Raw genomic sequence first — 26,992 nt, forward strand, 5'->3', positions numbered from 1 at the left:
AACGCCACGTCCAGCTCCCCGAAGTGCTCACGCACCCGCTCCGCCAGGCCGCGCTGCGCATCGAGATCGCGCGCATCGGCCTGCACCACCGGCACCTTGTCCCCGAGGATCTGCCGCGCCTTGTCGATGCTGGCCGGGGTTACGCCCGTGACCAGCACGTCGGCCCCCTCCGCGATGAAACGCTGCGCGGTCTCCAGACCGATTCCACTGGTGCCGCCGGTGATGAGGGCGCGCTTGCCCGCAAGACGATTCATGTTCATTGTTCCTTGCCGAGTCGTAAGGTAAGTCAATGGACTCACCGCCTGAAGGTAACCCCCGCACCATCCATTAGGCAAGTCAATCCACTTACCATCGGCGGTCTGGAGTGGTTCGGTCATGCCGGAGAAGGTGTGGGCGAGCCCTTGCACACGACGCTGATGAGCGGGGGTTCGCCGTTCGTGGGGAAGTTCGCGGCGCTCATCGGGCACCGGGGCGGTCGCGTCGCGGCAGCCGCTCGGTGACCAGGTCGTAGGAATCCTCGACCGCGTCGGTGATCAGCCGCTCGGTGATGCCCGGTCCCGGCCCCAGTGAGATCGAGTGGCGTTTGTCGAGGTAGCGGCCCGGTGTGATCGAGGCGTAGCCGCGTTCAAGTGCCCGCGCGTGCTCGGGCTCGCACTTGACCGTGATGATCTCTTCGTCCGGGTCGTCGGTGACGATCAGGAACACCTTGCCCGCGACCTTGTACACGTCGAGTCCGGGGGTGAAGGGGTAGCCGTGGCTGACGTCGGGGAGGGCCAGGGCCGCCTGGCGGGCGGTGTCCTGGAGCCGGTCACCGGCCGCGCTCACCGGGCCGCCCGCGCGCCGGTGCCGTAGGTGTGCGGGTCGACAGGCCGCTCGGCCTTGGGCAGGTGGGCGACGACGAGCCGGTAGGAGTCGGTGACGAGTTCCCTGACGAGCTCCTTGTCGACGCCTTCTCCGCTCTCCAGGGTGATCCAGTGCCTCTTGTTCATGTGGTAGCCGGGGGTGATGTGGCTGTACTGCTCCCGCAGGGCGTGGGCCTCGCCGGGGTCCGCCTTGAGGATCACGACGGGACGCCCGGGGACCTCGGTCATCAGCATGAACACCTTGCCGCGCACCTTGAAGACCTCCCAGTCGGGGCCGAAGGGATGCTCCAGCTGGGCTCCGGGAAGTTCCTCCGCACAGTCGGCGGCGGTCTTGTGCAGGGCCGATCCGTTCATGGGCGGTGGGCCTTCTCAGGTGGTGACGGACTGCGGCATCGAAGGAGGCGGAGGGCGCGCCGCGCGGGCGCGGTGGCACGTCCCATCCTTCCGTCGAAGCCGACTGGAAGGGCGGCAGGCTGCGGACACGTGATGGTCGACAAGCGACGCTCCGGGCCGAGCAGGCAGGCCGGACCAGCTGCGGTTCCGCTGTACGGTTTCCAGCCCCCGGTCGGTACTCCCTACGGCCTTGAGGTGAGTACCGTCGAGGACTTCTTCGCCCAGCACGACGACTGGCCGTGGAACCCGCCCCGTCCTGGCCGTGCCACCTTGCCGGACCGCAATTCGTGCCGCGCGGACAACGGCGTATCCAGATCGGTGACCAGGTGACGGCAACAACACAGCAGATGCAGTACGGCGGAGCGCACCAGCTCCGGCTCCCTGCCCGGGAACGCGCGGAAGGCCTCACCTAGACGCGCACCGGCCAGGCCCATCTCCCGTACCTCCGCGAGGAGTTCGGGATCAAACAGCCAGTCCCTGCGATAACCTGCCAAAAACCGGAGATTGGCCAGCTCCGCTTCCGGGGGCTCCGTCCACACCTGGAACTCCCATCCCCTCGACTCGACCACCTCACGAGCCCAGCCCAGGCTGAAGGCGACCTTCGGGGCAGTCAGCAGATGACGGGGTTTGACATCCACCAGCAGCGGCACATCATCGTCCCGCACCATCAAGAAGTCCGGGACGTGACTGCGACCACGACCGCCGATCTCGGCCGACAGCAGGAAAGGCTGCGCATAGATTGCCGCTACCGCCGGATCGAAGTCCCCGTACAGCAGGCGAGTCAGCTCCAGCCGGGACTCGTACACCACATGCGCCCGCATGGTCGCCGACCAGTACGTGCCCGAGTAGTGCTTCTGCCCATGCACCCACCGGAACGTCCGCCACGGGACCGAGGGCTCGAATACATCGACGCGCGCACTCGGCCACGCCCGGCGCTCGCTCTCCCCGCCCTCCGCACGACGGAGCCGTACCGAGACAGATCCGGCCACGGGACCCATGCCGTACCCCCAGCACCGCGAAACGTGGCACCGGGACGCGCAGCTACCCGGCACCCTCAACTCACGGTCGCATGAAGCCTGTTACTGGGATTCGAACATTCGGTCAAGCCATCACATCGCGCGAAGCCGGATACCGGCGTTCGTCCACGCCCGCTGATGAAACTGGCAGACAATTGTCCATGAAGACATGGAATTTCTCACCCGAATCCGGAACCTACAACACGGGCTGATCAGGTCTGCGCCATGTCCACGAACCGCGAGTAGTGGCCCTGGAAGGCAACGGTGATCGTCGCCGTCGGGCCGTTACGGTGCTTGGCCACGATCAGGTCGGCCTCGCCCGCACGCGGGGACTCCTTCTCGTAGGCGTCCTCGCGGTGCAGCAGGATGACCATGTCGGCGTCCTGCTCGATGGAACCGGACTCACGCAGGTCGGAGACCATCGGCTTCTTGTCCGTGCGCTGCTCGGGACCACGGTTCAGCTGGGAGAGCGCGATGACCGGGACCTCCAGCTCCTTGGCCAGCAGCTTGAGGTTTCGGGACATGTCCGAGACCTCCTGCTGACGGTTCTCGGCGCGCTTCGAGCCACCGGACTGCATCAGCTGGAGATAGTCGATGACGACCAGCCTGATGTCGTTGCGCTGCTTGAGCCGGCGGCACTTGGCACGGATCTCCATCATCGACAGGTTCGGGGAGTCGTCGATGAACAGCGGCGCAGCCGAGACATCCGGCATCCGCCGGGCAAGGCGCGTCCAGTCCTCGTCGGTCATCGTGCCGGATCTCATGTGGTGCAGGGCGACGCGGGCCTCGGCGGACAGCAGACGCATCGCGATCTCGTTGCGGCCCATTTCGAGGGAGAAGATGACACTGGGCAGGTTGTTCTTGATCGACGCGGCCCGCGCGAAGTCCAGTGCGAGCGTGGACTTACCCATGGCGGGACGGGCGGCGATGACGATCATCTGGCCCGGGTGCAGGCCGTTGGTGAGCGAGTCGAAGTCGGTGAAGCCGGTGGGCACGCCGGTCATCTCGCCGCTGCGCGAGCCGATCGCCTCGATCTCGTCGAGTGCGCCCTCCATGATGTCGCCGAGCGGCAGATAGTCCTCGCTGGTGCGCTGCTCGGTGACCGCGTAGATCTCCGCCTGGGCCCGGTTGACGATCTCGTCGACGTCGTCGTCGGCTGCGTACCCCATCTGTGTGATGCGGGTACCGGCCTCGACCAGGCGGCGCAGGACGGCACGCTCGTGAACGATCTCCGCGTAGTACTCGGCGTTCGCCGCCGTCGGCACGGTCTGGACGAGCGTGTGCAGATACGACGCCCCGCCGACCTTGTTGATCTCGCCGCGCTTGGTGAGCTCGGCGGCGATCGTGATCGGGTCGGCCGGCTCGCCCTTGGCGTAGACGTCGAGGATCGCCTGGTAGATCGTCTCGTGCGCGGGCTTGTAGAAGTCGTGGCCCTTGAGGACCTCGACGACATCGGCGATGGCGTCCTTCGACAGGAGCATGCCGCCGAGCACGGACTGTTCGGCGTCGAGGTCCTGTGGCGGAACGCGCTCGAAAGATGATCCGCCGCCCTCCCAAGCGCCGTTCTCCCTGCCTCTGTCGTGCTGCTCGTCGCGGCCCCGGGCTCCGTCGCCGCGTCGGCGGGAGGTGGGCAGACGATCACTGGGACCGCTGTCGGCCCAGGGGTCGTCCAAGGGCTCGGAAATACTCACCGAGCCACCTCCTCCCGTCCGCAGAGCGGACCTAGCCGTGCCCCTCTTTTCTACGGCACGGCACTGACAAATGAGACGCCCAACTCCGGTTCTGGAGCGTCGGTTTTGTCGTGATTTCCAAGCCGACGAACGGAGCGGGCGCCGGTCCACCGTAGGCCCGCGGGCACCGTCAGCCAATCTGGTTATCCACAGGCCATGTGGACGACGGCCCGGATGCTGTGGAGAACTCCACAAAACCTGTGCACGACCCGGTGGACAGCCCTGTGAACAAGCCTCGCGTTCTCTCGCGCCACCCACTCTGACCTGCCTTTTTCCCGTCCACTGGCTGTGCAGAAGAAAAACTTTCCCGGTCGGGCCAAGATCACATCGACCGGTGCTCACAAGTGCGCACCACAAGAGACTACGTAAGGGTCAGATAGGCATTGCATCTCTTACCTGTGGACGATTAGATTGGTGCTCATGACACAGGCTCCCGCGCCCCTCAAGGCCGCCCGACGTCGGCACGACCGAGAGATCGTCGCGCTGGCCGTCCCGGCCTTCGGCGCCCTCGTCGCCGAGCCCCTCTTTGTCATGACCGACAGCGCGATCGTGGGCCATCTCGGCACGGCCCAACTCGCCGGACTCGGCGTCGCCTCGGCCCTCCTCATGACGGCCGTAAGCATCTTCGTTTTCCTCGCATACGCCACCACGGCCGCCGTCGCTCGGCGCGTCGGTGCGGATGATCTACAGGCCGCCATACGGCAAGGCATGGACGGCATCTGGCTGGCACTGCTGCTCGGTGCCGTCGTCATAGCCGTCGTGCTGCCCACGGCGCCGGCCGTTGTGGAGCTCTTCGGCGCCTCCGACACCGCCGCCCCGTATGCGACCACGTATCTACAGATCTCGGCCCTGGGCATCCCGGCCATGCTCGTCGTGCTCGCCGCCACCGGTGTCCTGCGCGGGCTACAGGACACGAAGACCCCCCTGTACGTCGCCATCGCAGGCTTCGTCGCCAACGCCGTCCTCAATGTGGGCCTCGTCTACGGGGCCGACCTCGGCATCGCGGGCTCCGCCTGGGGCACGGTCATCGCTCAATGCGGCATGGCCGCCGCCTATCTCGTGGTGGTGGTCCGCGGCGCCCGTCGGCACGGCGCCTCTCTGCGCCCTGACGCCGCCGGGATCCGGGCCTCCGCGCAGGCCGGCGTACCTCTGCTGGTCCGCACGCTCTCCCTGCGGGCGATCCTGATGATCGCCACCGCTGTGGCGGCCCGCCTCGGTGACGCCGACATCGCGGCACACCAGATCATCCTGTCGCTGTGGAGCCTGCTCGCCTTCGCGCTCGATGCCATCGCCATCGCCGGACAGGCCATCATCGGCCGCTATCTCGGCGCCGGCGACCCGGAGGGGGCCCGTAACGTCTGTCGTCGCATGGTGCAGTGGGGCTTCGCCGTCGGCATCGCGCTCGGAGTCCTGGTCGTGGTCAGCCGCCCGGTGTTCCTGCCGCTGTTCACCAGCGACTCCGTGGTGAAGGATGCCGCCCTGCCCGCTCTGGTGATCGTCGCCCTCTCGCAACCGATCTGCGGCGTCGTCTTCGTCCTGGACGGAGTCCTGATGGGCGCGGGCGACGGCCCGTACCTGGCGTGGGCGATGCTGGTCACCCTGGCGGTGTTCATCCCGGCCGCCTTCCTTGTTCCCGCACTCGGTGGCGGGCTCACGGCGCTCTGGGCGGCCATGACGCTGATGATGACCGTGCGGATGCTGACCTTGTGGCTGCGAGCCCGCTCCGGCCGCTGGCTGGTGATCGGTGCGACGCGCTGACCGCTTGAACGCGCCGACCGTTTCACGTGAAACCAGCGTTTCACGTGAAACATGGACTCCACTGCCGGTCTCAGGCACAGGGAAGGGGCCGCACCCGACGGGGTGCGGCCCCTTCCCTCAGCAATCCGTGCCGATCGCAGCGATCAGGCCGCGACGACCTCGATGTTGACCTTGGCGGCAACCTCGGGGTGCAGACGCACAGACGTCTCGTGAGCGCCCAGCGTCTTGATCGGGGCGCCCAGCTCGATGCGGCGCTTGTCGACCTCGGGGCCACCGGAAGCCTTGATCGCGGAAGCGATGTCGGCCGGAGTGACGGAACCGAAGAGACGACCGGCATCGCCGGAGCGGACGGCCAGACGGACCTTGACGCCCTCGAGCCGGGCCTTCACAGCGTTGGCCTGCTCGATGGTCTGGATCTCGTGGATCTTGCGAGCGCGACGAATCTGCTCGACGTCCTTCTCGCCACCCTTGGTCCAGCGGATCGCAAAGTTCCGCGGGATCAGGTAGTTGCGAGCGTAACCGTCCTTGACGTCAACGACGTCGCCCGCGGCACCGAGGCCGGAGACCTCGTGGGTGAGGATGATCTTCATGTTTCGGTCACCCTTCCCTTATCGCGCGGTGGAGGTGTAGGGCAGCAGCGCCATCTCACGGCTGTTCTTCACAGCCGTGGCGACGTCACGCTGGTGCTGCGTGCAGTTGCCGGTCACGCGGCGGGCACGGATCTTGCCACGGTCGGAAATGAACTTCCGCAGCATGTTCGTGTCCTTGTAGTCCACGTACGTGACCTTGTCCTTGCAGAAAGCGCAGACCTTCTTCTTCGGCTTGCGCACAGGCGGCTTCGCCATGGTGTATCTCCTGTGTGATCAAGAAGTGTGGGTACGACCCACCCTCGGCCCGAAGGCCTAGAAGGGGGGCTCGTCCGAGTAGCCGCCGCCAGCGCCACCGCTGGCGCCGCCGGAGTTTCCACCCCAGCCGCCGCCACCGCCGCCGCCCTGGTTGCCACCGGCAGGAGCGCCGGTCGCCCACGGGTCGTCGGCCGGAGCAGCGCCGCCGCCCTGCTGACCGCCGCCGGGGCTTCCGCCCCAGCCGCCGCCACCCTGGGCGCCACCGCCACCGCCGCCGCCGTAACCACCCTGGCCACCACGGCCGGCGGTCTTGGTGACCTTGGCCGTGGCACTGCGCAGACTGGCGCCGACTTCCTCGACGTCCAGCTCGTAGACCGTGCGCTTGACGCCCTCACGGTCCTCGTAGGACCGCTGCTTCAACCGGCCCTGCACGATGACGCGCATGCCTCGCTGGAGCGACTCGGCGACGTTCTCAGCCGCCTGACGCCAGACCGAGCAGGTCAGGAACAGGCTCTCGCCGTCCTTCCACTCGTTCGTCTGGCGGTCGAAGGTGCGGGGGGTGGACGCGACACGGAACTTCGCGACCGCCGCACCAGAAGGGGTGAAGCGCAGCTCGGGGTCGTCGACAAGATTGCCGACGACCGTGATGACGGTCTCGCCTGCCATGGGGGAACCTCTCGGCGGGTTTGCTGCTGGCTGCTAGTGCTGCTACTCGAATCCCGAGATCAGCTGAGCGAAAGAGCTCAGTGGGTCTCGGGACGGAGGACCTTGGTCCGGAGGACCGACTCGTTCAGGTTCATCTGGCGGTCGAGCTCCTTGACGACCGCAGGCTCGGCCTGCAGGTCGATGACCGAGTAGATGCCCTCAGGCTTCTTCTTGATCTCGTACGAGAGACGACGACGGCCCCAGGTGTCGACCTTCTCGACCTTTCCGTTGCCCTCGCGGACGACGGAGAGGAAGTTCTCGATCAGGGGGGCGACAGCGCGCTCCTCCAGATCGGGGTCGAGGATGACCATCACCTCGTAGTGACGCATGTAGAACCCACCTCCTTTGGACTCAACGGCCACGGCAGTTCCGTGGCAGGAGGGTTGTGATGCGTACGCAACGGTATCGGCCGCCACTGACAATCGGGGGTCCCGAGAGGGAATCCCTTGCCATGACGTGGGCAGACACCGGTGCAGACGCTACAGACTACCCGCACAGCGGCTTCCGGTTGAAATCCGGCCGCGGGGACCGTCAATCTGTACACATCGGGTGTGTATGGCGCTACGATGCGCCGTCTTCCGCAGGAGGTGCCCTATGGCACAAGCAATGCGACCCAACACCGTCGGAGGCCTTTTCGCCACGGACGGCAGGCCCCACCCACTCCAGGACACGCTGCTCGCGGTGACCCTGGTACTGGGCCTCACGTCGTTCGTCACGGCGATGTTCCACAGCCTGCATCTGCTCAGCTCCTGGACCGGCCTGGTGGGGATCCTCACCGGCGCGTACGGGCAGTGGATCTCGGAGACGACGCGTGAGCGCTTCGGGCTGATCCTCGGCCTGGGCGCGGCGGGGGTCGGTTTCTTCCTCGGCATGGCGCACGGCGGTCTCTTCGGCTGAGGCCACGGACATCGCCCGCTGAACCACCCATAAAGTACGGCGGAACGCCTCGGCGGCCACAGGCCGGGGCGAAGGTGCCGTATGCCCAGTCGGGGCGCTCGCAAGGCGCAGTAGGCTTCGGCGCGAGAGCCGGAGCCCCTGTACCCATGGGGACACACCAGCCCGAGGAGCGCCCCGAATGAGCCTGACCCTGAGGACGATCAGCCGTGAGCAGCATCTGGCGTACATCCAGAGCCTGCCCTCGGCGAGCCACATGCAGGTTCCGGCCTGGGCCGACGTCAAGGCGGAGTGGCGCTCCGAGAGCCTCGGCTGGTTCGACGACCGCACCGGCGAGATGGTCGGTGCCGGCCTCGTCCTCTATCGCCAGCTCCCCAAGATCAAGCGTTACCTCGCATACCTGCCCGAGGGCCCGGTCATCAACTGGTTCGCGCCGAATCTGACCGAGTGGCTGGAACCGATGCTCGCCCACCTCAAGCAGCAGGGCGCCTTCTCCGTGAAGATGGGCCCGCCGGTGATCATTCGGCGCTGGGAGGCCACCTCCATCAAGGCGGGTATCCAGAACCCGGACGTGAAGCGGCTGCGGGACATCGAGGCCGACTTCATCGAACCGCGCGCCTTCGAGGTCGCCGACAAGCTGCGCCGCATGGGCTGGCAGCAGGGCGAGGACGGAGGCGCCGGCTTCGGCGACGTACAGCCCCGTTATGTCTTCCAGGTGCCGCTGGCGAACCGCTCCCTGGAAGAGGTCCACAAGAACTTCAACCAGCTGTGGCGCCGCAACATCAAGAAGGCCGAGAAGGCCGGCGTCGAGGTCGTCCAGGGCGGCTACCACGACCTCGAGGAATGGCAGCGCCTGTACGAGATCACAGCTGTGCGCGACCACTTCCGGCCCCGGCCGCTGTCGTACTTCCAGCGCATGTGGACGGCCCTCAACACCGAGGACCCCAACCGTATGCGGCTGTACTTCGCCCGGCACAACGGCGTGAACCTGTCGGCGGCGACGATGCTGATCGTCGGCGGGCACGTCTGGTACTCCTACGGCGCCTCCGACAACATCGGCCGTGAGGTCCGGCCCTCGAACGCGATGCAGTGGCGGATGCTGCGCGACGCCTACGCGCTCGGGGGCACGGTCTACGACCTGCGGGGCATCTCCGACTCGCTGGACGAGACCGACCACCTCTTCGGCCTGATCCAGTTCAAGGTGGGCACGGGCGGCCAGGCCGCCGAGTACCTCGGCGAGTGGGACTTCCCGTTGAACAAGCTGCTCCACAAGGCGCTCGACATCTACATGTCGCGTCGCTGAGGTCGCGTTCTTCGCTTCAATAGCTCCCATACCTCTGATACACCGCAGCCACGAGAAAGGTTCCAGGTCCGGCCATGGCGCTCACCCTCTACGTCGACACCGCGCGCTGGCGGGCGCATCACAAGCACGTGCAGGAGCAGTTCCCGGGACTCGTCCCGGTCTGCAAGGGCAACGGCTACGGCTTCGGACACGAGCGGCTGGCGGAGGAGGCCACGCGGCTCGGCTCGGACGTCCTCGCCGTCGGCACGACGTACGAGGCCGCCCGGATCAAGGACTGGTTCGGCGGTGACCTGCTGGTGCTGACGCCGTACCGGCGCGGCGAGGAGCCCGTCCCGCTGCCCGACCGGGTCATCCGCTCGGTGTCGTCGATCGACGGCGTGTACGGCCTCGTGGGCGCCCGGGTGGTCATCGAGGTGATGTCCTCGATGAAGCGGCACGGCATCAGCGAGCAGGATCTGCCACAGCTGCACGCGGCCATAGAGAACGTCCGCCTGGAGGGCTTCGCCATCCACCTCCCGCTGGACCGTACCGACGGCTCGGACGCCGTCGAGGAGGTCATCGGCTGGATGGACCGGCTGCGCGCGGCCCGCCTGCCACTGCACACGATGTTCGTCAGCCACCTCAAGGCCGAGGACCTGGCACGACTGCAGCAGCAGTTCCCGCAGACCCGCTTCCGCGCCCGTATCGGCACGCGACTGTGGCTGGGGGACCACGAGGCCACCGAGTACCGCGGGGCCGTTCTGGACGTCTCGCGCGTGGCCAAGGGCGACCGCTTCGGCTACCGGCAGCAGAAGGCCGCCTCGGACGGCTTCCTGGTGGTCGTGGCGGGCGGTACGTCCCACGGGGTGGGCCTGGAAGCCCCCAAGGCGCTGCACGGCGTCATGCCGCGCGCCAAGGGCGTCGCCCGCGCCGGCCTCGCCACGGTCAACCGGAACCTTTCTCCGTTCGTCTGGGGCGGCAAGCAGCGCTGGTTCGCCGAACCCCCGCACATGCAGGTCTCCATCCTGTTCGTCCCGTCCGACGCCCCGGAGCCGAAGGTCGGCGAGGAGCTGGTGGCCCACCTGCGGCACACCACCACGCAGTTCGACCGGCTCGTCGATCGCTGAACAGCGGCTCCCCGCCCGCTGAGCAAGCCAGGAACAGCCGAAAGGCCGTACACGGAACCCGTGTACGGCCTTTTGCGTGGTTCCCCTACGCCGCGTTCGCTCAGAGCGAACCGCCGGAGGGCTCGGAGGGGGACTCCCCGCCTCGGTTTCCCCACTCCACCTGAGGGACGTCGAAGTGGGCGGCGTGCCGCGGGGGATGGGCGGCGGGACCGAGGACGAAGACGTCCTCCGCACCGTCGAGCACGCCGCCCGAGGGATCGTCGTCGCCGGCCCGGCGCACCACGTCCCGCTCCGGCATGAAGATGTCGCGCACGACCACGACACACAGGTACAGCGTGCCCAGCAGGTGCAGGGCGATGGCCCAGTGGTAGCCGTCGGTCGGCAGGCCCTTGTGGGCGTCGCCGCTGGTCGTGTACGCGAGGTACATCCAGATACCCAGGAAGTACGCCACCTCGCACGCCTGCCAGATCAGGAAGTCCCGCCACTTGGGCCGGGCCAGCACGGCCAGCGGCACCAACCAGAGGACGTACTGCGGCGAGTAGACCTTGTTGGTGAGGATGAAGGCCGCGACGATCAGGAAGGCGAGCTGGGCGAAGCGGGGACGGCGCGGAGCGGTCAGCGTGAGCACCGCGATGCCTCCGCAGCACAGCAGCATCAACAGTGTGGCCATCGTGTTGACGGTCTCGGTGCTGGGCGGGTTGCTCGAGTTCTGGGACCAGATCAGCCAGAAGGAGCCGAAGTCGACGCCCCGCTCCTGACTGAACGTGTAGAACTTCGACCAGCCGTCGAAGGCGAAGAACATCACCGGCAGGTTCACGATCAGCCAGGCGACGATCGCACCCACCAGGGCCGTCCCGTACTCCCGCCATCTGCCGGCGCGCCAGCACAGCACGAGCAACGGGCCGAGCAAGAGGAAGGGATAGAGCTTGGCGGCCGTGGCGAGCCCGAGCAGAACGCCGAAAGCGAGGGATCGGCCCCGCGACCACATCAGCATCGCGGCGGCCGTCAGAGCGACCGCGAGAAGGTCCCAGTTGATGGTGGCGGTGAGCGCGGCCGCGGGCGCCAGGGCGACCAACAGACCGTCCCAGGGGCGCCGGGCGTGCGTACGGGTCACGCAGACGGCGATGACGGCGGCGCACGCCATCAGCATCCCGGCGTTGACCATCCAGTACCACTGTTCCTGGTCCTGGATGCTGCCGCTGCTGGGTGTGAGCCAGCTGGCGACCTCCATGAACACTCCGGTCAGCACCGGGTATTCGAGGTACTGCATGTCGCCGGGGAGTTTGTCGAAGTAGGGCACGAGCCCGTCGGCGAAGCCGCGCCCCTGGTAGAGGTGCGGGATGTCCGAGTAGCACGCGTGCGTGTACTGCGAGCTGGCGCCGAAGAACCAGGCACCGTTGTAACAGGGCGCCTTCTGGACCAGGCCGAGGGCGAACATGCCGATCGCCACGAGAGCGATGATCCGGACGGGAGTCCACCAGGACGTCCCGAGCAGGGCACGCCGCCCGACGGGGCCACCGATCAGCTCGCTGCCGCTCTTGGCGATCTCGTCGCTCTTGGTCGGCCGTACCAGGTCCGGCTCGTGCACGCTCGCTGGCGTCGATTCTGCACTGGGCATGTCGCACATCCTGCCGTACGCGCCTGGCAACATGCCGAGGGCCGCCGCACCTGGTGGGTGCGGCGGCCCCATGTTTCACGTGAAACACCCTTGGCGGGCGATATGGCGGCTAACCGGCTGGGCCTCCGAAGATGCCGCCGTTGTTGTTTCCGTTGTTCCCGTTCTCGCCTGTCGGCGTGACCGTGGGTGTCTGGGTCACACCCCCGTCGGTCGTGCCTCCGGTGTCCGTCCCCCCGGTGTTGTCACCGGTGCACTGCCAGTCGAACTGGCAGCTCTCGGTCGGGGTGGGCGACGGCGACGGCGACGTCTGGCTGGGCGTCGGACTCGGCGTGGGAGTGGCGGACGGCGTCTCGATGACCGTGGGAGTGGGCGTCGGACTCGGAACGTCGTTGACGATCTCGCCGATGGGCTCCGGGGTCGGGAAGGTCTCCGCCTTCACGCCCTTCAGCGCCTGTTCCATGTAGTCGTGCCAGATCTCGGACGGGAACGAGGCACCGTGGATCTTCTCCTGGCCACCCGTCCCGAACATCTCCAGGAACTCGCGGTTCTTCTTGGTCTCGTCGTCGTCCATCCGGAACATGGTGATCGACGTGGACAGCTGCGGGGTGTAGCCCACGAACCAGGCGGACTTGTTGCCGTCGGTGGTGCCGGTCTTGCCCGCCACCTCACGGTCGGTCAGCTTGGCGTTGGTGCCGGTGCCCTTGTCGACCACGGTCTTGAGGACGTCCGTGACGTTGTCGGCGACCTTCGGGTCGAAGGCGTCCCTGGGCGCGTCCTTGTGCGTGTAGATCTGGCCGTCCTTGCTCGTGACCTTCTGGACCGAGAAGGGCTCGCGCTGCGTGCCGCTGGCCGCGAACGTGGCGTACGCGCCCGCCATGCGGATCGCGCTGGGGTCGGAGATGCCGATGGAGAAGGACGGGAAGCTCGTGCCCGCGAGGCTGTTCTCCTTGAGGCCGGCGTCCATGGCCGCCTCCTTCACCTTGTCCAGCCCGACGTCCATGCCGAGCTGTACGAAGGCGGAGTTCACGGACTCCCGCATGGCCTCACGCAGGTCGATCTGGTACTTCGGAGGACTGCCGTACGACTCCTGGCCGTCGTTCTCCTGGAGCCACTCCTTGTCCTTCTCGTTCTTCCAGATCGTCCCGTCGTAGTTCTTGATCTTCAGATCGTTCTTGCCGCTGTACAGGCTCTTCGGGGAAACGACCGTGCGCTCGTCCTGCGCCTGACTCTCGCCCAGGTCCGGATCGCGCACACCCCACTTCATCGCCGCCGCGAGCACGAACGGCTTGAAGGTCGAACCCACCTGGGCGCCGGTCGCGTCGGCGTTGTTGGTGAAGTGCTTCGTCGCGTCCTCACCGCCGTAGATGGCCTTGATGGCGCCGGTCGTCGGATCCACGGAGGCTCCGCCGAACTGGACGTGGGTGTCCGTCTCCGGGCGCTCCTTGGGCTTGATGTTCGCCTTCTGGACCTTCTGGACCGACTTCTCGAGCTCGTCGACCTTCTTCTTGTCGAAGGTCGTGTAGATCGAGTAGCCGCCCTGCTGCATCTTGTCGGCGCTGATGACGTTGTTGTTGATCAGATACGCCTTGGCGAGGTCGACGAGGTAGCCCACCTGGCCGCTCAGCTCGTTGTTCGAGCGCGGGCTCTTCACGTCGGGAAGCTTCCGGTACTCGGCCCGGACCGTGGGGCTCAGATGGCCGTACTCGACCATCTTGTCGAGCGTGTCCTGCATCTGCGCCAGAGCCCGCTTGCTGTTGGCCTCGGGAGTGGCGTTGGTCGGGTCGATGGACTGCGCGCCCGCCGGGTCGTAGTACGTGGCACCCTTGAGTGTCGCCGCGAGGAAGGCACACTCTCCCTCGTTCAGGTCGACGGCGTCCTTGTTGAAGTACGCGCGGGCAGCCGCCTGGATGCCGTACGCCGAGCGACCGTAGTACGCGGAGTTCAGGTAACCCTCCATGATCTCGTCCTTCGACTTGGTGGCACCCACCTTGATCGAGACGAAGATCTCCTTGAACTTTCGCGAGACCGTCTGGGACTGGTCGTTCAGCATCGCGTTCTTCACGTACTGCTGGGTGATGGTCGAGCCACCCTGCGTCTCACCGCCCCGGGCCATGTTGAACACGGCACGGGCGATGCCCTTGGGGTCGATGCCACTGTCCGTCTCGAAGGTCTTGTTCTCCTGCGAGATGACGGCGTACTGCATCGCCTTCGGGATCTGTGAGAGGTTGACGTTCTGGCGGTTCGTCTCACCGCCCGTGGCGACCATCTCGTCACCGTTGGCCCAGTAGTAGACGTTGTTCTGCGCCGTCGCGGTCTGGTCAATGTTCGGGACGCTCACCAGTGCGTACCCGACGCCCGCGACCGCGACCAGGCCTCCGAAGAAGCCGATGAACAGGCCGGTCACCAGCTTCCACGACGGCACCCAGCGCGCCACGCCGTACTTGCCGGCACGCGGGTAGTCGATGATCCGTTTCTTGCCCGGAGCGGCTGCACGCCCCCGGCCCCGCCCGGGGCCGGCCGCGCCGCCGGGGCCACTGCGCCGACCGGCGCGGCCGGCGGGTTCGGCCGCTCTGCGTCGGCCACCACTGCTGCTTCTCTGTGCCGCTCGCCGGGCCTCGGCGCGGCTGCCGAACTGACGTTCCTCGCCACCCGGACCGTAGGAATCCGACTCATGGGAGCTCGCCCCATAGGAGTCGGAAGGAGACCCGGTGGCGCCTCGCGGAGCCGCGCGGCGGCCGGAGGACGAACCGGACTGGCCGCGTCGGGCCGCGGCACGTCCGCCTCCCTGCGCCTGCGGCGGTTTGCGACGGTGCTCGCTCATCGAACGACTACTCCTCGGGCAGGCGCACCTTTGCGCGCCTGGAAACGGCGGCTGGTTTCCGGTCCCCCCGAAGTACGGATGCGGTCGCTTCCGCATTCACCCGTACTGCACCGAGGACAATGACGCCCCCCAGGCGTCACTCGGTTCCCGGTGGTGTGCATGGCGCACAGACTACGCACCGTCAAAACCTGCCTAGCCCCGAAGTTCACCCCAAACCAGGCAACTCGCTTCCCATGAATCAGTGATGTGATCCCGTTCACCGTCCCCCCTCTTGCCGCAACCGGAAGGCCGTTCTATCGTCTGGATGTATCGAGTCGATACATCAGCTCGGCATAAAGACCGTCACGGCCCCCGTCTCGACGGGGCGCGGCAGAGAGGAGGCGACGATGAGCCGGCGTTCCGGGATCCTCGAGTTCGCTGTACTCGGCCTGCTCCGCGAATCCCCGATGCACGGCTACGAGCTGCGCAAGCGACTCAACACGTCACTGGGTGTGTTCCGTGCGTTCAGCTACGGGACTCTGTACCCCTGCCTCAAGACGCTGGTCGCGAACGGCTGGTTGATCGAAGAGCCGGGGAACACCCCCGAAGACGCTCTCGCCGCACCACTCACAGGGCGTCGCGCCAAGATCGTCTATCGGTTGACGGCGGAAGGTAAGGAGCACTTCGAGGAGCTCCTCTCCCAGACAGGGCCTGACGCGTACGAGGACGAGACCTTCGCCGCGCGTTTCGCCTTCTTCGGGCAGACCTCTCGCGATGTACGCATGCGCGTTCTTGAGGGCCGCCGCAGCCGTCTGGAAGAGCGCCTGGAGAAGATGCGCGCCTCACTGGCGCGCACCCGGGAGCGCCTCGACGACTACACGCTTGAGCTCCAGCGCCACGGAATGGAGTCCGTGGAGCGCGAAGTGCGCTGGCTGAACGAGCTCATCGAGAGCGAGCGGGCCGGACGGGACCTCAAGGGTTCCGGTTCCGGGGGGCCCGCTCAGCAGGACACCACATCTGGAGCGACGGGCGATCTGCCCCGGCCGGGGAACACCTCCCGGCCGGATTCGCCCGACGACACCGCCACGTGAGAGCCCACTCAGGGCCTCACTCGTACACACAGGGAGCAACCGGAATGGGTTCGGTTCGCGTAGCCATCGTCGGCGTGGGCAACTGCGCCGCCTCGCTGGTGCAGGGCGTCGAGTACTACAAGGACGCCGACCCGGCGTCCAAGGTCCCGGGCCTGATGCACGTCCAGTTCGGCGACTACCACGTCGGTGACGTCGAGTTCGTCGCCGCCTTCGACGTCGACGCGAAGAAGGTCGGCCTCGACCTTTCGGACGCCATCGGTGCCAGCGAGAACAACACCATCAAGATCTGCGACGTCCCGAACAAGGGCATCACGGTCCAGCGTGGGCACACGCTCGACGGTCTCGGCAAGTACTACCGCGAGACCATCGAGGAGTCCGACGAGACCCCGGTCGACGTGGTCCAGATCCTCAAGGACAGGCAGGTCGACGTCCTCGTCTGCTACCTGCCCGTCGGTTCCGAGGACGCGGCGAAGTTCTACGCCCAGGCCGCCATCGACGCCAAGGTCGCGTTCGTCAACGCCCTCCCGGTCTTCATCGCCGGCACCAAGGAGTGGGCGGACAAGTTCACCGAGGCGGGCGTCCCGATCGTCGGCGACGACATCAAGTCGCAGGTCGGCGCCACCATCACCCACCGTGTGATGGCGAAGCTGTTCGAGGACCGCGGTGTCCGTCTCGAGCGCACCATGCAGCTCAACGTCGGCGGCAACATGGACTTCAAGAACATGCTGGAGCGCGACCGCCTCGAGTCCAAGAAGATCTCGAAGACGCAGGCCGTCACCTCGCAGATCCCCGACCGTGACATGGGCGCGAAGAACGTCCACATCGGTCCCTCGGACTACGTGGCCTGGCTGGACGACCGCAAGTGGGCGTACGTCCGTCTCGAGGGCCGCGCCTTCGGTGATGTCCCGCTGAACCTTGAGTACAAGCTCGAGGTCTGGGACTCCCCGAACTCCGCGGGTGTCATCATCGACGCCCTGCGTGCCGCGAAGATCGCCAAGGACCGCGGCATCGGCGGCCCGATCCTGTCGGCGTCCTCGTACTTCATGAAGTCCCCGCCGGTCCAGTACTTCGACGACGAGGCCTACGACAACGTCGAGAAGTTCATCAAGGGCGAGGTCGAGCGCTAAGACGTCTGGCTTTTCGGCTTGTTGAGGGTCCCCGAGGCATTACGCCCGGGGACCCTCCCCGTATGTGAGGCTGTGCCCCATGGCCGTCGTCCGTGACCTGCGTGTCCTGCTCCGCTTCCGGAACTTCCGACGCCTCCTCGCCGTACGTCTGCTCTCACAGGGCGCCGACGGCGTCTACCAGGTCGCGCTCGCCTCCTACGTCGTCTTCTCGCCGGAGAAGCAGACCTCGGCCACCGCGATCGCCTCCGCGATGGCCATCCTGCTGCTGCCTTACTCCTTGGTGGGCCCCTTCGCCGGCGTCCTGCTGGACCGCTGGCGCCGCCGCCAGGTCTTCCTCTACGGCAACCTGGTGCGCGCCCTGATGGCATCGGTGACGGCTGTCCTGATCGTCAGCCAGGTTCCTGACTGGCTCTTCTACGTCTCCGCGCTGTGCGTCACGGCCGTCAACCGCTTCGTCCTGTCCGGCCTGTCCGCCGCGCTGCCCCGCGTGGTCGACGCTGACCGCCTGATGATCGCCAACTCCCTTTCCCCGACCGCCGGAACGCTCGCCGCGACCGCGGGCGGTGGTCTCGCCTTCGCCGTACGACTGGTGGTCGCGGACTCGGATGCTGCCGTGGTCCTGCTGGGAGCCGCGCTGTACCTGTGCGGAGCGCTCGCATCGCTGCGTATGTCACCGGAACTCCTGGGGCCCGACCGCCAGTTGGTGAAGCCCCGGATCGGGGCAGCACTCGCCGGCACTGCCCGCGACCTGGTGGCGGGCCTACGCCACCTCGCCGCGCCTTCCCGCCGGTCGGCCGCTCGAGCGCTCGGCGCGATGGCGTTGATGCGGTTCTGCTACGGCGCCCTGTTGGTCATGCTGCTGATGCTCTGCCGGTACGAGTTCTCCTCGAACACCGACGACGGACTCGCCCTGCTGGGGCTGGCGTTGGGGATCTCGGGCGCCGGCTTCTTCGCGGCGGCCGTCGTGACGCCCTGGGCTGCCGGCCGACTCGGGGCCAGCACGTGGATCGTCGTGTGCGCTGCGGCCGCCTCGATCCTGGAGCCCTCCCTCGGCCTGCCGTTCGCCACCGCACCCATGCTCGCCGCGGCCTTCGTGCTGGGCCTGACGACCCAGGGCGCGAAGATCGCCACAGACACGATCGTCCAGTCCTCGGTCAAGGACGGCTTCCGCGGCCGGATCTTCTCCGTCTACGACGTGCTCTTCAACGTCGCCTTCGTCGGTGCCGCTGCCGTGGCCGCCTTGATGCTGCCGCCGGATGGCCGCTCGGTGCCGTTGGTGGTCACGATCGGCGTCATCTATGGAGTGGTTGCCGTTGCTCTGGCTCGCTCTGAACGCCAGTGAGTGTCGCCAGGCGATGTTTCACGTGAAACATCGCCTGCCTGCAAGCGCATCCGCCGCCGGCTCTCTTCCGCATCCGGGGGCATGTTTCACGTGAAACATGCCCCCCGTTCCACGGCCTCAGTTCCGCTCGGACCACCACTCCTTGAGTGCGGCCACCGCCTCGTCGTGCCCCATCGGCCCGTTCTCCAGACGAAGCTCCAGCATGTGCTTGTAGGCGCGGCCGACAGCGGGACCGGGTCCGACGCCGAGGATCTCCATGATCTGGTTGCCGTCCACGTCGGGCCGGATCGCATCGAGCTCCTCCTGCTCCTGCAGCTGGGCGATCCGCTCTTCCAGGCCGTCGTACGCTCGCGACAGTGCGGCCGCCTTGCGCTTGTTCCGGGTCGTGCAGTCCGACCGGGTCAGCTTGTGGAGACGGTCCAGGAGCGGTCCCGCGTCCCGGACATAGCGGCGGACCGCCGAGTCGGTCCACTCCCCAGTGCCGTACCCGTGAAAGCGCAGGTGGAGTTCGACCAGGTGCGAGACGTCCTTCACCAGATCATTGGAGTATTTCAACGCGGTCATGCGCTTCTTGGTCATCTTCGCCCCGACCACCTCGTGGTGGTGGAACGAGACCCGGCCGTCCTTCTCGAAGCGGCGCGTACGCGGCTTGCCGATGTCGTGCAGCAGTGCGGCGAGGCGGAGGACGAGGTCAGGACCGTTCCCCTCCAGCGCGATCGCCTGCTCCAGAACGATCAGCGTGTGTTCGTAGACGTCCTTGTGCCGGTGGTGCTCGTCGCTCTCCAGCCGCAGGGCCGGAAGCTCGGGCAGGACATGGTCGGCGATCCCCGTGTCGACCAGCAGCGTCAGCCCCTCGCGCGGGTGCGCGGAGAGGATCAGCTTGTTGAGCTCGTCCCGTACCCGCTCGGCAGAGACGATCTCGATGCGCTCGGACATCTCCTTCATGGCTGTCACGACCTCGGGGGCCACCTCGAAGTCGAGCTGCGCCGCGAAGCGTGCCGCCCGCATCATCCGCAGCGGGTCGTCCGAGAAGGACTCCTCGGGCGTGCCAGGGGTGCGCAGTACCCGCGCCGCCAGGTCGTCCAGGCCGCCGTGCGGATCGATGAACTCCTTCTCCGGCAGCGCGACAGCCATCGCGTTCACGGTGAAGTCGCGCCGGACCAGGTCTTCCTCGATGGAGTCGCCGTACGACACCTCGGGCTTGCGTGAGGTCCGGTCGTACGCCTCCGACCGGTAGGTGGTCACCTCGATCTGGTAGCCGTCCTTCTGCACCCCGACCGTACCGAAGGCGATACCGACCTCCCACACGGAGTCCGCCCACGGCCGCACGATCTTCAGTACGTCCTGGGGTCGGGCGTCGGTCGTGAAGTCCAGGTCATTGCCGAGCCGGCCGAGCAACGCGTCCCGGACCGAGCCGCCGACCAGGGCGAGTGAGAACCCGGCCTTCTGGAAGCGGCGGGCGAGGTCGTCGGCGACAGGGGCGACTCGCAGCAGCTCAATCACCGCGCGGTGCTGCACCTGACTCAGGGCACTGGAGTTGTCTTCGTTGGCGTTCGGCACAACAAAAGAGGGTACGTGGCCCGGGCGACCGCGAGCTCCTCCATTAAACGGGCACAGACCCTCCACCCCGACCTGCACAAGGCCTGCCCATGAGACCCACGGAGACGATCCTCTTTATACGTGCACATTCGGGACAGCACGGCCGTGTCCCCCGATCTTGTGGAGCAGTCCGCGGCACTTCCCCTCAGCGCGCATCGTTACCATGCGTGGACGCACATTCCGACGACCACTGACGACGACGAGGGACGGGCGAGCGCGTGGCCGAGGCGGCAGACTTCCAGGGGACGAGTCCCTCACCTGCCCGCCGCTGGCTGCGGCGCACCGGAGCGCTGCTCGCCGGGGCGCCTCTCCTGGCCGGACTGTGCCAGTTGCCCGCCGCCACGTCCGCACACGCCGCCGGTCAGTCCTCGGCACAGGCCGCCGCGGATTCGGGCACGGTTTCCGTGGCCCTCGACACGCTCAGCCCCAGCGCCCCCACGGACGGCGACACGCTGACCGTGTCCGGCACGGTGACCAACAACGGCAAGCAGACCGTCACTGACGCACACGTGGGCCTGCGGGTGGGGAGCGAGCTGACCACCCGCTCGGCCGTCGACAGCGCCGCCAGGAACAGCAGCAGCACCCAGTCCGTCACGAGCCCGGAGATCGGCGGCAAGTACGTCGAGGAGTTCTCCAAGCTGACGCCGGGCGTTGCCGAGAGCTTCTCCATCTCGGTTCCGGTCGACGAGCTCGACCTCGGCAGCAGCGGAGTCTACCCGTTCGCCGTCTCGCTCTCCGGCGAGACGGCCGCGCAGCCCTGGGAGCAGGTGCTCGGCGCGCGGAGCACGTTCCTGCCGTGGCAGTCCGGCGAGGCCGACACGAAGACGAAGACGACGTACCTCTGGCCGCTCATCTCCACCGTCCACATGACGGCGGAGACGGGGTCGAACGAACAGCAGACGCCGGTCTTCCTCAACGATGACCTCGCCAAGGAGATCGCCCCGGGAGGCCGGCTGGACCAGCTGGTGTCACTGGGCAAGGACCTCGACGTCACCTGGGTCGTCGACCCCGACCTGCTGGCCTCGGTCGACGCGATGACGAACACCTACCGCGTGAAGTCGGGCAACACCACCCGGCCGGGATCCCAGCAGAATCAGACACTCGCGGGCCAGTGGCTCGCCAAGCTGCAGGATGCCGTGGCGGACAAGGAGGTCGTCGCCCTTCCCTTCTCCGACCCGGACCTCGCCTCCCTCGCACACAACGGCACGAGCGTCACCGGCTCGCTGAGCCGTCTGAACGAGGCCACGGACGTCGTCACGAACACCGTGGAGACGATCCTCCACGTGAAACCGACCACCGACTTCGCCTGGCCGGTGGAAGGCGCCGTCGACCCGTCGATCGTCAAGGTCGCCACCTCGGCCGGTGCGGACAAGGTCATCGCGCGCAGTGACAGCCTCCAAGAAGCCGGCGGCCTGCCGTACACGCCCTCCGCGGCCCGGCCCATCGGCGGCGGCACCACGGCGGTCGTCGCGGACGCCCGGCTGTCGACGGCCTTCCAGGGCGATCTGCTGAAGGCCTCCGCCGCCACGCTCTCCGTGCAGCAGTTCCTGGCTCAGAGCCTCACCCTCAACCTTCAGACGGACAAGCAGCGCAGCATCGTCGTCGCCCCGCAGCGGATGCCGTCGGCGCGCCAGGCCCAGGCCATGGCCGAAGCGGTGACGGCCCTGCAGGGCGGAAACTGGTCCCAGTTCCAGGAACTCACGGCGGCAGCCACCGCCAAGCCGGACCCTGGCGCCACCACGAAGGTGCCGTCGACGTCCAAGTACCCCTCCTCGCTGCGCAAGCAGGAGCTGCCCAGGTCGGCCTTCGAGCAGATCGCCGGCACGCAGGAGAAGCTCGACAGCTTCAAGGTGATCCTCGCCAACCAGTCCCGGGTGGTGACCCCCTTCGGACGGGCGATGAACCGTGAGATGTCCACGTCCTGGCGCGCCCGCGCCACGGAGGCGACCAGCTTCCGCAACGACGTGCAGGAGTACCTCACCGGGCTCACCGGCCAGGTCGACCTGATCGACAAGTCGGAGACCAAGCTCTCGGGTCGCAGCGCCACCATTCCGGTGACCGTGCAGAACAACCTGGTGCAGGGCGTGGACCACCTGGTGCTGCGGCTCACCTCGCTGAGCCCGAAGCGCCTCGAGATCGGCGGCGACTCCTACTACGAGCAGCAGGTCGAGGTCTCCGGCGGTCACAGCCAGACGGTGAAGTTCACCACGACAGCCAAGGCCAACGGAAAGGCCACGGTGATCGCCCAGCTGTACACGCAGGACGGCCAGGAGTACGGCGACCCCGTCACCTTCGACGTGAAGGTCACCGAGTTCACGGCCACCGTGATGCTGGTCATCGGCGGCGGCTTCCTCCTGCTCGTCCTTGCCGGCTTCCGGATGTACACGCAGCGCAAGCGCGCGGCCGCCCGTGAGGCCGAGGAGGACGGCCCCGACGGGGCGGACGAGTCCGAGGGCGGACCCGAGAACCCCGAGGGCCTCGAAGACCGTCTCAAGGAGGAGTCCGGCACTCGGGCCCGGACAGACGACCCTGAGCACCCGAGTGACCCGACACCGGACACCCCAGCGGAAAGCGCAGACCCGTCCGGCACGGGTGAGAGAGTGGACCGTTGAGGATGTCGTGGCCGGTGGGCCCGGGACGATGAGGTGGGGTAACCATGAACGCGCCGTACGACGGTGACCGCGGCCAGGCCGCGGGCAGCTCGGGCCACCCCGAGGGCCCGGCGCCTGAGCACGGCCAGGTACCGCCGCAGCCCCCCGCCGACATGTACCTCCAGGACGCCTACGACCAGGACCCCTACCAGGCACAGGATCTCTACGCCCAGGACCCCGTCGCCGAGGCGCTCTACGACCGCGCGGCCCACCCACCGCCGCCGTCGGGCACGTACCAGCCGCAGCAGCCTCTGTATGCCCAGCCACCCCAGTCGCCGTACGCCCCCGACCCGCGCGTGTGGGCGCAGACTCCGGCCCCGGAGCCGGAGGGTCCGACCCAGTACCTGCCGTACGGCGACGATCCCCGCACCACCCAGTTCGTGGGCGTCGACGACCTGGTGTCCCAGGCAGGCGGGGAACGCCACGAGCCGGATGCCTTCGCCCACCTCTTCCGGGACCAGCAGCAGGGCGGCGGCCTCCCGCAGTACGACCCGCCGTCGGTGCCGGGACCGGCAGCGGCCCCGGGCGAGCAGGCATCGGCGCCGCAGTACCGGGCTCCGGCGGCCCCCTCGCCCGCGGCCGACCAGACCATGAACCTCACCGCCACGCCCACCGCGGCTCCGACGCCCTCCGCCAAGAAGGGCGGGCGGGCCGGTGGCCTGCTGAAGTCGAGCGCCGTGATGGCGGCGGGCACGATGGTCTCCCGCCTCACCGGCTTCGTCCGCTCCGCGCTGATCGTCTCGGCGTTGGGCACCGCCTTCCTGGGTGACTCCTTCCAAGTGGCGTACCAGCTGCCGACCATGATCTACATCCTCACCGTCGGCGGCGGCCTGAACTCCGTCTTCGTCCCGCAGCTCGTGCGCGCCATGAAGGACGACGAAGACGGCGGTGAGGCCTACGCGAACCGGCTGCTCACGCTCGTCATGGTGGCGCTCGCGGCGCTCACCGCGATCGCGATGTTCGCGGCGCCCCTCCTGGTGCGCGCTCTGTCGAACCCCGTCGCGAGCGACCCCGCGGCCAACGAGGTCGCCGTCACGTTCACCCGCTACTTCCTGCCTTCCATCTTCTTCATGGGCGTCCACGTGGTGATGGGGCAGATCCTCAATGCCCGTGGCAGGTTCGGCGCGATGATGTGGACCCCGGTCCTGAACAACATCGTCATCATCGTGACGCTCGGGACGTTCCTTTGGGTGTACGGCACGGCCGAGCACTCCGGCATGAGCGTCACGAACATCCCGCCGGAAGGTCAGCGACTGCTCGGCATCGGCATCCTGCTCGGGCTGGTGGTGCAGGCGCTCGCGATGATCCCGTACCTGCGCGAGACCGGGTTCCGGCTGCGGCTGCGCTTCGACTGGCGGGGCCACGGCCTGGGCAAGGCCGCGATGCTCGCGAAGTGGACCATCCTGTTCGTCCTCGCCAACCAGGCGGGCGCGCTCGTCGTCACCCAGCTGGCCACCGCGTCGGTCGCCGACACGAAGATCCCCGGCACCGGCTTCAGCGCTTACGCCAACGCCCAGCTCATCTGGGGCCTGCCACAGGCCATCATCACCGTCTCCCTGATGGCCGCCCTGCTGCCGCGCATCTCGCGCTCGGCCGCGGAGGACGACGGCGGCGCCGTGCGCGACGACATCTCGCAGGGCCTGCGCACCACTGCGGTCGCGATCGTGCCGCTCGCGTTCGGCTTCGTCTCGCTCGGCATCCCGATGTGCACGCTCATCTTCGGCTCCTCCGGCACCAGCGCCGCCACGAACATGGGATACATGCTGATGGCCTTCGGCCTCGGCCTGATCCCGTACTCGGTGCAGTACGTCGTCCTGCGCGCCTTCTACGCGTACGAGGACACCCGGACCCCCTTCTACAACACGGTCATCGTGGCGGCCGTCAACGCCGCCGCCTCCGCCGTCTGCTTCATCGTGCTGCCGGCTCGCTGGGCCGTGGTCGGCATGGCCGCCGCGTACGGCCTGGCGTATGCGATCGGTGTCGGCGTCGCCTGGCGCCGGCTGCGCAAGCGACTGGGCGGGGATCTGGACGGCGGGCGCGTCCTGCGGACGTACGCCCGTCTCTGCATCGCCTCGGTACCGGCGGCCCTGCTCAGCGGCGCCGCCTGCTACGGCATCGGCCACACTCTCGGTCAGGGCGTCCTCGGTTCCTTCGCGGCACTGATCGCTGGCGGCGCGGTACTGCTCGGAACCTTCTTCGTCGCCGCCCGCAAGATGCGCATCGAGGAGCTGAACTCACTGGTCGGCATGGTCCGGGGGCGCCTGGGGCGCTGAGGCGGGGGTACGCGCACAACCATCGTCCGCCACTGTGTGTCGTGCATAGCGGCGGACTGTGGGCACAATTGGTTTCGGCGTCGCACGACGCGCAATGGATGGGGAGGCAGGAACGACGGTGGCGGAACGGAGCACGGCTGCCGTCGACGTGGCAGACAACAGCGGTGACGAGCCGCTGACCGCCGAGGCGGACCAGTCCACGGCCGACGGGGTGGCCAAGAACCGGGAGCGGGACACGGAAGACGTCGAGGCACAGGGGAGTGGCGGGACCGGGAGTCCCGAAAAGGCCTCACCACCGGAGCTGCACAGCGGACACAAGCTCGCCAGACGCTACCGGCTCGAGGAGTGCGTCACCCGTCTGGACGGATTCAGCAGTTGGCGTGCCGTGGACGAGAAGCTGCGTCGCGCCGTCGGCGTCCACCTGCTGCCCGCGGACCACTCGCGGGCTCGTTCAGTGCTGGCCGCGGCCCGCTCTTCTGCACTGCTGGGCGATCCGCGCTTCGTCCAAGTCCTCGACGCCGTCGAGGAGAACGACCTCGTCTACGTCGTTCACGAGTGGCTGCCCGACGCCACCGAACTGACCACGCTTCTCGCCTCCGGCCCCCTGGAGGTGTACGACGCCTACCAGTTGGTCAGCCAGATCTCCTCCGCCATGGCCGCCGCCCACCGCGAGGGCCTGGCCCATCTGCGTCTGAACCCCAACGCCGTGCTGCGCACGTCGACCGGCCAGTGGCGCATCCGTGGTCTCGCCGTCAACGCCGCACTGCGCGGCATCAGTTCCGAAACCCCGCAGCGCACCGACACGGAAGCGATCGGAGCGCTGCTGTACGCAGCGCTCACCCAGCGCTGGCCGTACGAGAACGACGCCTACGGACTGTCCGGCCTGCCGAAGGACATCGGTCTCATCGCCCCCGACCAGGTGCGTGCCGGTGTCCACCGCGGCCTGTCCGAGCTGACCATGCGGGCGCTCGCCAACGACGGCGCGACCGCTTCCCGCCATGAGTCCCCGTGCACCACGCCCGAGGAACTGGTGAAGGCGATCGGCGAGATGCCCCGCATCCGCCCGCCGGAGCCGGCGTTCACCGCCCCGCCGGACTACCAGCGCACGACGTACCAGCAGGGCACGTACGGCCGTCAGGCGCCGCGTCCGGGCGTCACGCAGCCTGTTCAGGCCCCGCCGCCTCCCCTGCAGAGCCGTACCGGCAGAGCGCTGAAGTGGGCCGTCTCGGCCCTCCTCATCGCCGCCCTCGGCCTGGGCAGCTGGCAGTTGGCGGACGCGCTCATGGACCAGGGCAACAAGTCGGACGACACGAACCAGACGCAGACGACGGACGGGAACGACAAGAGTCCGACGCAGGCGCCCAGCAAGCCGATCGCCATCAGCGGGGCCAGCGACTTCGACCCGTACGGCGACGGCTCCGAGAAGCCGTCCGACATAGACAAGACCTACGACAGCAGTTCCAGCACGTACTGGCAGACGGACTTCTACACGAGCGCCGACTTCGGGCGGCTGAAGCCGGGCCTCGGTGTCATCCTCGATCTCGGCAAGGTGCAGCAGGTCGGGAAGGTGACGGTCTCCTTCGTGGGGAACACGTCGGTCGAACTTCTCGCCGCCTCCAGTGATGCAGGTTCGCAGCCGACGTCCTTCGACTCCTACACGAAGGTCGCCGGGGGCTCCGGTGCGAGTGTGACGCTCAAGCCCGACAAGTCCTTCGAGAGCCGGTACCTGCTGGTCTGGCTGACCAAGTTGCCGCAGACGGAAGAAGGCACCTTCCGCGGCCGGGTCGCTGACATCAAGGTGACCAGCTAAGGGGCTGCTGTCCGTCAGCCGACGATAGAGCGCGCTCCTGTGGGAACGCAGGAGCGCCGCAAGGGAGG

Annotated in this window: 22 protein-coding genes and 1 pseudogene; 11 read left to right on the top strand and 12 right to left on the bottom strand. The window is 67.7% G+C overall.

Annotated features, from left to right (window positions below; genetic code table 11):
• The 3 genes from AC5P09_RS22240 to AC5P09_RS22250 all read right to left on the bottom strand — a co-directional run.
• Positions 1–254 (bottom strand): SDR family NAD(P)-dependent oxidoreductase (locus AC5P09_RS22240; RefSeq protein WP_493875585.1); only part of this gene is annotated, 254 nt, incomplete at its 3' end.
• 202 nt (positions 255–456) lie between these two features.
• The gene (locus AC5P09_RS22245) at positions 457–825 is read right to left on the bottom strand and encodes an MmcQ/YjbR family DNA-binding protein (RefSeq protein WP_493875586.1); all 369 of its coding nucleotides are present in this window, start codon (positions 823–825) and stop codon (positions 457–459) included.
• On the bottom strand, positions 822–1,217 hold the full coding sequence (locus AC5P09_RS22250; protein WP_493875587.1) for an MmcQ/YjbR family DNA-binding protein: 396 nt from the start codon (positions 1,215–1,217) through the stop codon (positions 822–824). Before AC5P09_RS22250 ends, AC5P09_RS22245 begins: the two co-directional genes overlap by 4 nt.
• 129 nt (positions 1,218–1,346) lie before the next feature.
• On the opposite strand from AC5P09_RS22250, the pseudogene AC5P09_RS22255 reads away from it, so the two are divergent.
• A pseudogene (locus AC5P09_RS22255) lies at positions 1,347–1,526 on the top strand (helix-turn-helix domain-containing protein); the annotation flags it as partial.
• Here AC5P09_RS22255 and AC5P09_RS22260 read toward each other — a convergent pair.
• Both AC5P09_RS22260 and dnaB read right to left on the bottom strand, forming a co-directional pair.
• Positions 1,439–2,254 (bottom strand): TnsA-like heteromeric transposase endonuclease subunit, encoded by an 816-nt coding sequence (locus AC5P09_RS22260; RefSeq protein ID WP_493875588.1) that lies wholly within the window; start codon positions 2,252–2,254, stop codon positions 1,439–1,441. The pseudogene AC5P09_RS22255 and the gene AC5P09_RS22260 overlap by 88 nt on opposite strands.
• A gap of 230 nt (positions 2,255–2,484) precedes the next feature.
• Positions 2,485–3,963 (bottom strand): replicative DNA helicase, encoded by a 1,479-nt coding sequence (gene dnaB, locus AC5P09_RS22265; RefSeq protein ID WP_266436707.1) that lies wholly within the window; start codon positions 3,961–3,963, stop codon positions 2,485–2,487.
• Between the two features lie 459 nt (positions 3,964–4,422).
• Here dnaB and AC5P09_RS22270 point away from each other — a divergent pair, with 459 nt between their 5' ends.
• Positions 4,423–5,760: an MATE family efflux transporter gene (locus AC5P09_RS22270; RefSeq protein WP_493875589.1), complete on the top strand. Its 1,338-nt coding sequence runs from the start codon at positions 4,423–4,425 to the stop codon at positions 5,758–5,760.
• Between the two features lie 143 nt (positions 5,761–5,903).
• On the opposite strand, the gene rplI is transcribed toward AC5P09_RS22270, so the two are convergent.
• From rplI to rpsF, 4 genes are all read right to left on the bottom strand, one after another.
• Positions 5,904–6,350 (bottom strand): 50S ribosomal protein L9, encoded by a 447-nt coding sequence (gene rplI / locus AC5P09_RS22275; RefSeq protein ID WP_067018185.1) that lies wholly within the window; start codon positions 6,348–6,350, stop codon positions 5,904–5,906.
• 18 nt (positions 6,351–6,368) lie between these two features.
• Positions 6,369–6,605, bottom strand: coding sequence for a 30S ribosomal protein S18 (gene rpsR / locus AC5P09_RS22280; RefSeq protein WP_003949403.1), 237 nt, complete (start codon positions 6,603–6,605; stop codon positions 6,369–6,371).
• Positions 6,606–6,662: 57 nt separating this feature from the next.
• Positions 6,663–7,271: a single-stranded DNA-binding protein gene (locus AC5P09_RS22285; protein WP_307676022.1), complete on the bottom strand. Its 609-nt coding sequence runs from the start codon at positions 7,269–7,271 to the stop codon at positions 6,663–6,665.
• A 77-nt stretch (positions 7,272–7,348) separates the two neighbouring features.
• A complete protein-coding gene (gene rpsF, locus AC5P09_RS22290) occupies positions 7,349–7,639 on the bottom strand; it encodes a 30S ribosomal protein S6 (protein ID WP_005482942.1) in 291 nt (96 codons plus the stop codon).
• A gap of 265 nt (positions 7,640–7,904) precedes the next feature.
• Between rpsF and AC5P09_RS22295 the strand changes: the two genes are divergently transcribed.
• The 3 genes from AC5P09_RS22295 to AC5P09_RS22305 all read left to right on the top strand — a co-directional run bounded on the left by AC5P09_RS22295 (position 7,905) and on the right by AC5P09_RS22305 (position 10,613).
• Positions 7,905–8,207 (top strand): hypothetical protein, encoded by a 303-nt coding sequence (locus AC5P09_RS22295; RefSeq protein ID WP_266436695.1) that lies wholly within the window; start codon positions 7,905–7,907, stop codon positions 8,205–8,207.
• Between the two features lie 178 nt (positions 8,208–8,385).
• The gene (femX, locus tag AC5P09_RS22300; RefSeq protein WP_266436693.1) at positions 8,386–9,507 is read left to right on the top strand and encodes a peptidoglycan bridge formation glycyltransferase FemX; all 1,122 of its coding nucleotides are present in this window, start codon (positions 8,386–8,388) and stop codon (positions 9,505–9,507) included.
• Between the two features lie 74 nt (positions 9,508–9,581).
• Entirely contained in the window at positions 9,582–10,613 is a 1,032-nt protein-coding gene (locus AC5P09_RS22305; protein ID WP_307676025.1) for an alanine racemase, read from the top strand.
• 100 nt (positions 10,614–10,713) lie between these two features.
• Here the strand turns inward: AC5P09_RS22305 and AC5P09_RS22310 are convergent, their stop codons facing one another.
• Both AC5P09_RS22310 and AC5P09_RS22315 read right to left on the bottom strand, forming a co-directional pair.
• Complete coding sequence (locus tag AC5P09_RS22310) at positions 10,714–12,240, bottom strand: glycosyltransferase family 87 protein (protein WP_493875590.1); 1,527 nt, start codon at positions 12,238–12,240, stop codon at positions 10,714–10,716.
• Between the two features lie 100 nt (positions 12,241–12,340).
• Complete coding sequence (locus AC5P09_RS22315; RefSeq protein ID WP_493875591.1) at positions 12,341–15,052, bottom strand: transglycosylase domain-containing protein; 2,712 nt, start codon at positions 15,050–15,052, stop codon at positions 12,341–12,343.
• A 386-nt stretch (positions 15,053–15,438) separates the two neighbouring features.
• Here AC5P09_RS22315 and AC5P09_RS22320 point away from each other — a divergent pair, with 386 nt between their 5' ends.
• The 3 genes from AC5P09_RS22320 (at position 15,439) to AC5P09_RS22330 (ending at position 18,591) form a co-directional block, all read left to right on the top strand.
• Positions 15,439–16,122, top strand: coding sequence for a PadR family transcriptional regulator (locus AC5P09_RS22320; RefSeq protein ID WP_493875592.1), 684 nt, complete (start codon positions 15,439–15,441; stop codon positions 16,120–16,122).
• 44 nt (positions 16,123–16,166) lie between these two features.
• On the top strand, positions 16,167–17,249 hold the full coding sequence (locus tag AC5P09_RS22325; protein WP_266436686.1) for an inositol-3-phosphate synthase: 1,083 nt from the start codon (positions 16,167–16,169) through the stop codon (positions 17,247–17,249).
• Positions 17,250–17,328: 79 nt separating this feature from the next.
• Positions 17,329–18,591: an MFS transporter gene (locus AC5P09_RS22330; RefSeq protein WP_493875593.1), complete on the top strand. Its 1,263-nt coding sequence runs from the start codon at positions 17,329–17,331 to the stop codon at positions 18,589–18,591.
• 117 nt (positions 18,592–18,708) lie between these two features.
• On the opposite strand, the gene AC5P09_RS22335 is transcribed toward AC5P09_RS22330, so the two are convergent.
• Complete coding sequence (locus tag AC5P09_RS22335; RefSeq protein WP_493875594.1) at positions 18,709–20,151, bottom strand: CCA tRNA nucleotidyltransferase; 1,443 nt, start codon at positions 20,149–20,151, stop codon at positions 18,709–18,711.
• 257 nt (positions 20,152–20,408) lie between these two features.
• On the opposite strand from AC5P09_RS22335, the gene AC5P09_RS22340 reads away from it, so the two are divergent.
• From AC5P09_RS22340 to AC5P09_RS22350, 3 genes are all read left to right on the top strand, one after another.
• Positions 20,409–22,802, top strand: a complete 2,394-nt coding sequence (locus tag AC5P09_RS22340; protein WP_493875595.1) for a DUF6049 family protein — start codon at positions 20,409–20,411, stop codon at positions 22,800–22,802.
• A 44-nt stretch (positions 22,803–22,846) separates the two neighbouring features.
• Entirely contained in the window at positions 22,847–25,114 is a 2,268-nt protein-coding gene (gene murJ, locus AC5P09_RS22345; protein ID WP_493875596.1) for a murein biosynthesis integral membrane protein MurJ, read from the top strand.
• Positions 25,115–25,232: 118 nt separating this feature from the next.
• Positions 25,233–26,924 carry a protein kinase family protein gene (locus AC5P09_RS22350; protein ID WP_493875597.1) on the top strand — a complete coding sequence of 564 codons (1,692 nt, stop codon included), beginning with the start codon at positions 25,233–25,235 and terminating at the stop codon, positions 26,922–26,924.
• Positions 26,925–26,992 lie beyond the last annotated feature (68 nt).

The sequence above is a fragment of the Streptomyces sp. a15 genome (genome assembly GCF_059026085.1).

What these genes read in the sequence shown, in the direction of transcription:
- AC5P09_RS22250 (WP_493875587.1), bottom strand. Translation starts at nt 1,217, where the DNA reads ATGAACGGATCGGCCCTGCACAAGACCGCCGCCGACTGTGCGGAGGAA.
- AC5P09_RS22260 (WP_493875588.1), bottom strand. Translation starts at nt 2,254, where the DNA reads ATGGGTCCCGTGGCCGGATCTGTCTCGGTACGGCTCCGTCGTGCGGAG.
- AC5P09_RS22270 (WP_493875589.1), top strand. Translation starts at nt 4,423, where the DNA reads ATGACACAGGCTCCCGCGCCCCTCAAGGCCGCCCGACGTCGGCACGAC.
- rplI (WP_067018185.1), bottom strand. Translation starts at nt 6,350, where the DNA reads ATGAAGATCATCCTCACCCACGAGGTCTCCGGCCTCGGTGCCGCGGGC.
- rpsR (WP_003949403.1), bottom strand. Translation starts at nt 6,605, where the DNA reads ATGGCGAAGCCGCCTGTGCGCAAGCCGAAGAAGAAGGTCTGCGCTTTC.
- AC5P09_RS22285 (WP_307676022.1), bottom strand. Translation starts at nt 7,271, where the DNA reads ATGGCAGGCGAGACCGTCATCACGGTCGTCGGCAATCTTGTCGACGAC.
- rpsF (WP_005482942.1), bottom strand. Translation starts at nt 7,639, where the DNA reads ATGCGTCACTACGAGGTGATGGTCATCCTCGACCCCGATCTGGAGGAG.
- AC5P09_RS22295 (WP_266436695.1), top strand. Translation starts at nt 7,905, where the DNA reads ATGGCACAAGCAATGCGACCCAACACCGTCGGAGGCCTTTTCGCCACG.
- femX (WP_266436693.1), top strand. Translation starts at nt 8,386, where the DNA reads ATGAGCCTGACCCTGAGGACGATCAGCCGTGAGCAGCATCTGGCGTAC.
- AC5P09_RS22305 (WP_307676025.1), top strand. Translation starts at nt 9,582, where the DNA reads ATGGCGCTCACCCTCTACGTCGACACCGCGCGCTGGCGGGCGCATCAC.
- AC5P09_RS22310 (WP_493875590.1), bottom strand. Translation starts at nt 12,240, where the DNA reads ATGTGCGACATGCCCAGTGCAGAATCGACGCCAGCGAGCGTGCACGAG.
- AC5P09_RS22315 (WP_493875591.1), bottom strand. Translation starts at nt 15,052, where the DNA reads ATGAGCGAGCACCGTCGCAAACCGCCGCAGGCGCAGGGAGGCGGACGT.
- AC5P09_RS22320 (WP_493875592.1), top strand. Translation starts at nt 15,439, where the DNA reads ATGAGCCGGCGTTCCGGGATCCTCGAGTTCGCTGTACTCGGCCTGCTC.
- AC5P09_RS22325 (WP_266436686.1), top strand. Translation starts at nt 16,167, where the DNA reads ATGGGTTCGGTTCGCGTAGCCATCGTCGGCGTGGGCAACTGCGCCGCC.
- AC5P09_RS22330 (WP_493875593.1), top strand. Translation starts at nt 17,329, where the DNA reads ATGGCCGTCGTCCGTGACCTGCGTGTCCTGCTCCGCTTCCGGAACTTC.
- murJ (WP_493875596.1), top strand. Translation starts at nt 22,847, where the DNA reads ATGAACGCGCCGTACGACGGTGACCGCGGCCAGGCCGCGGGCAGCTCG.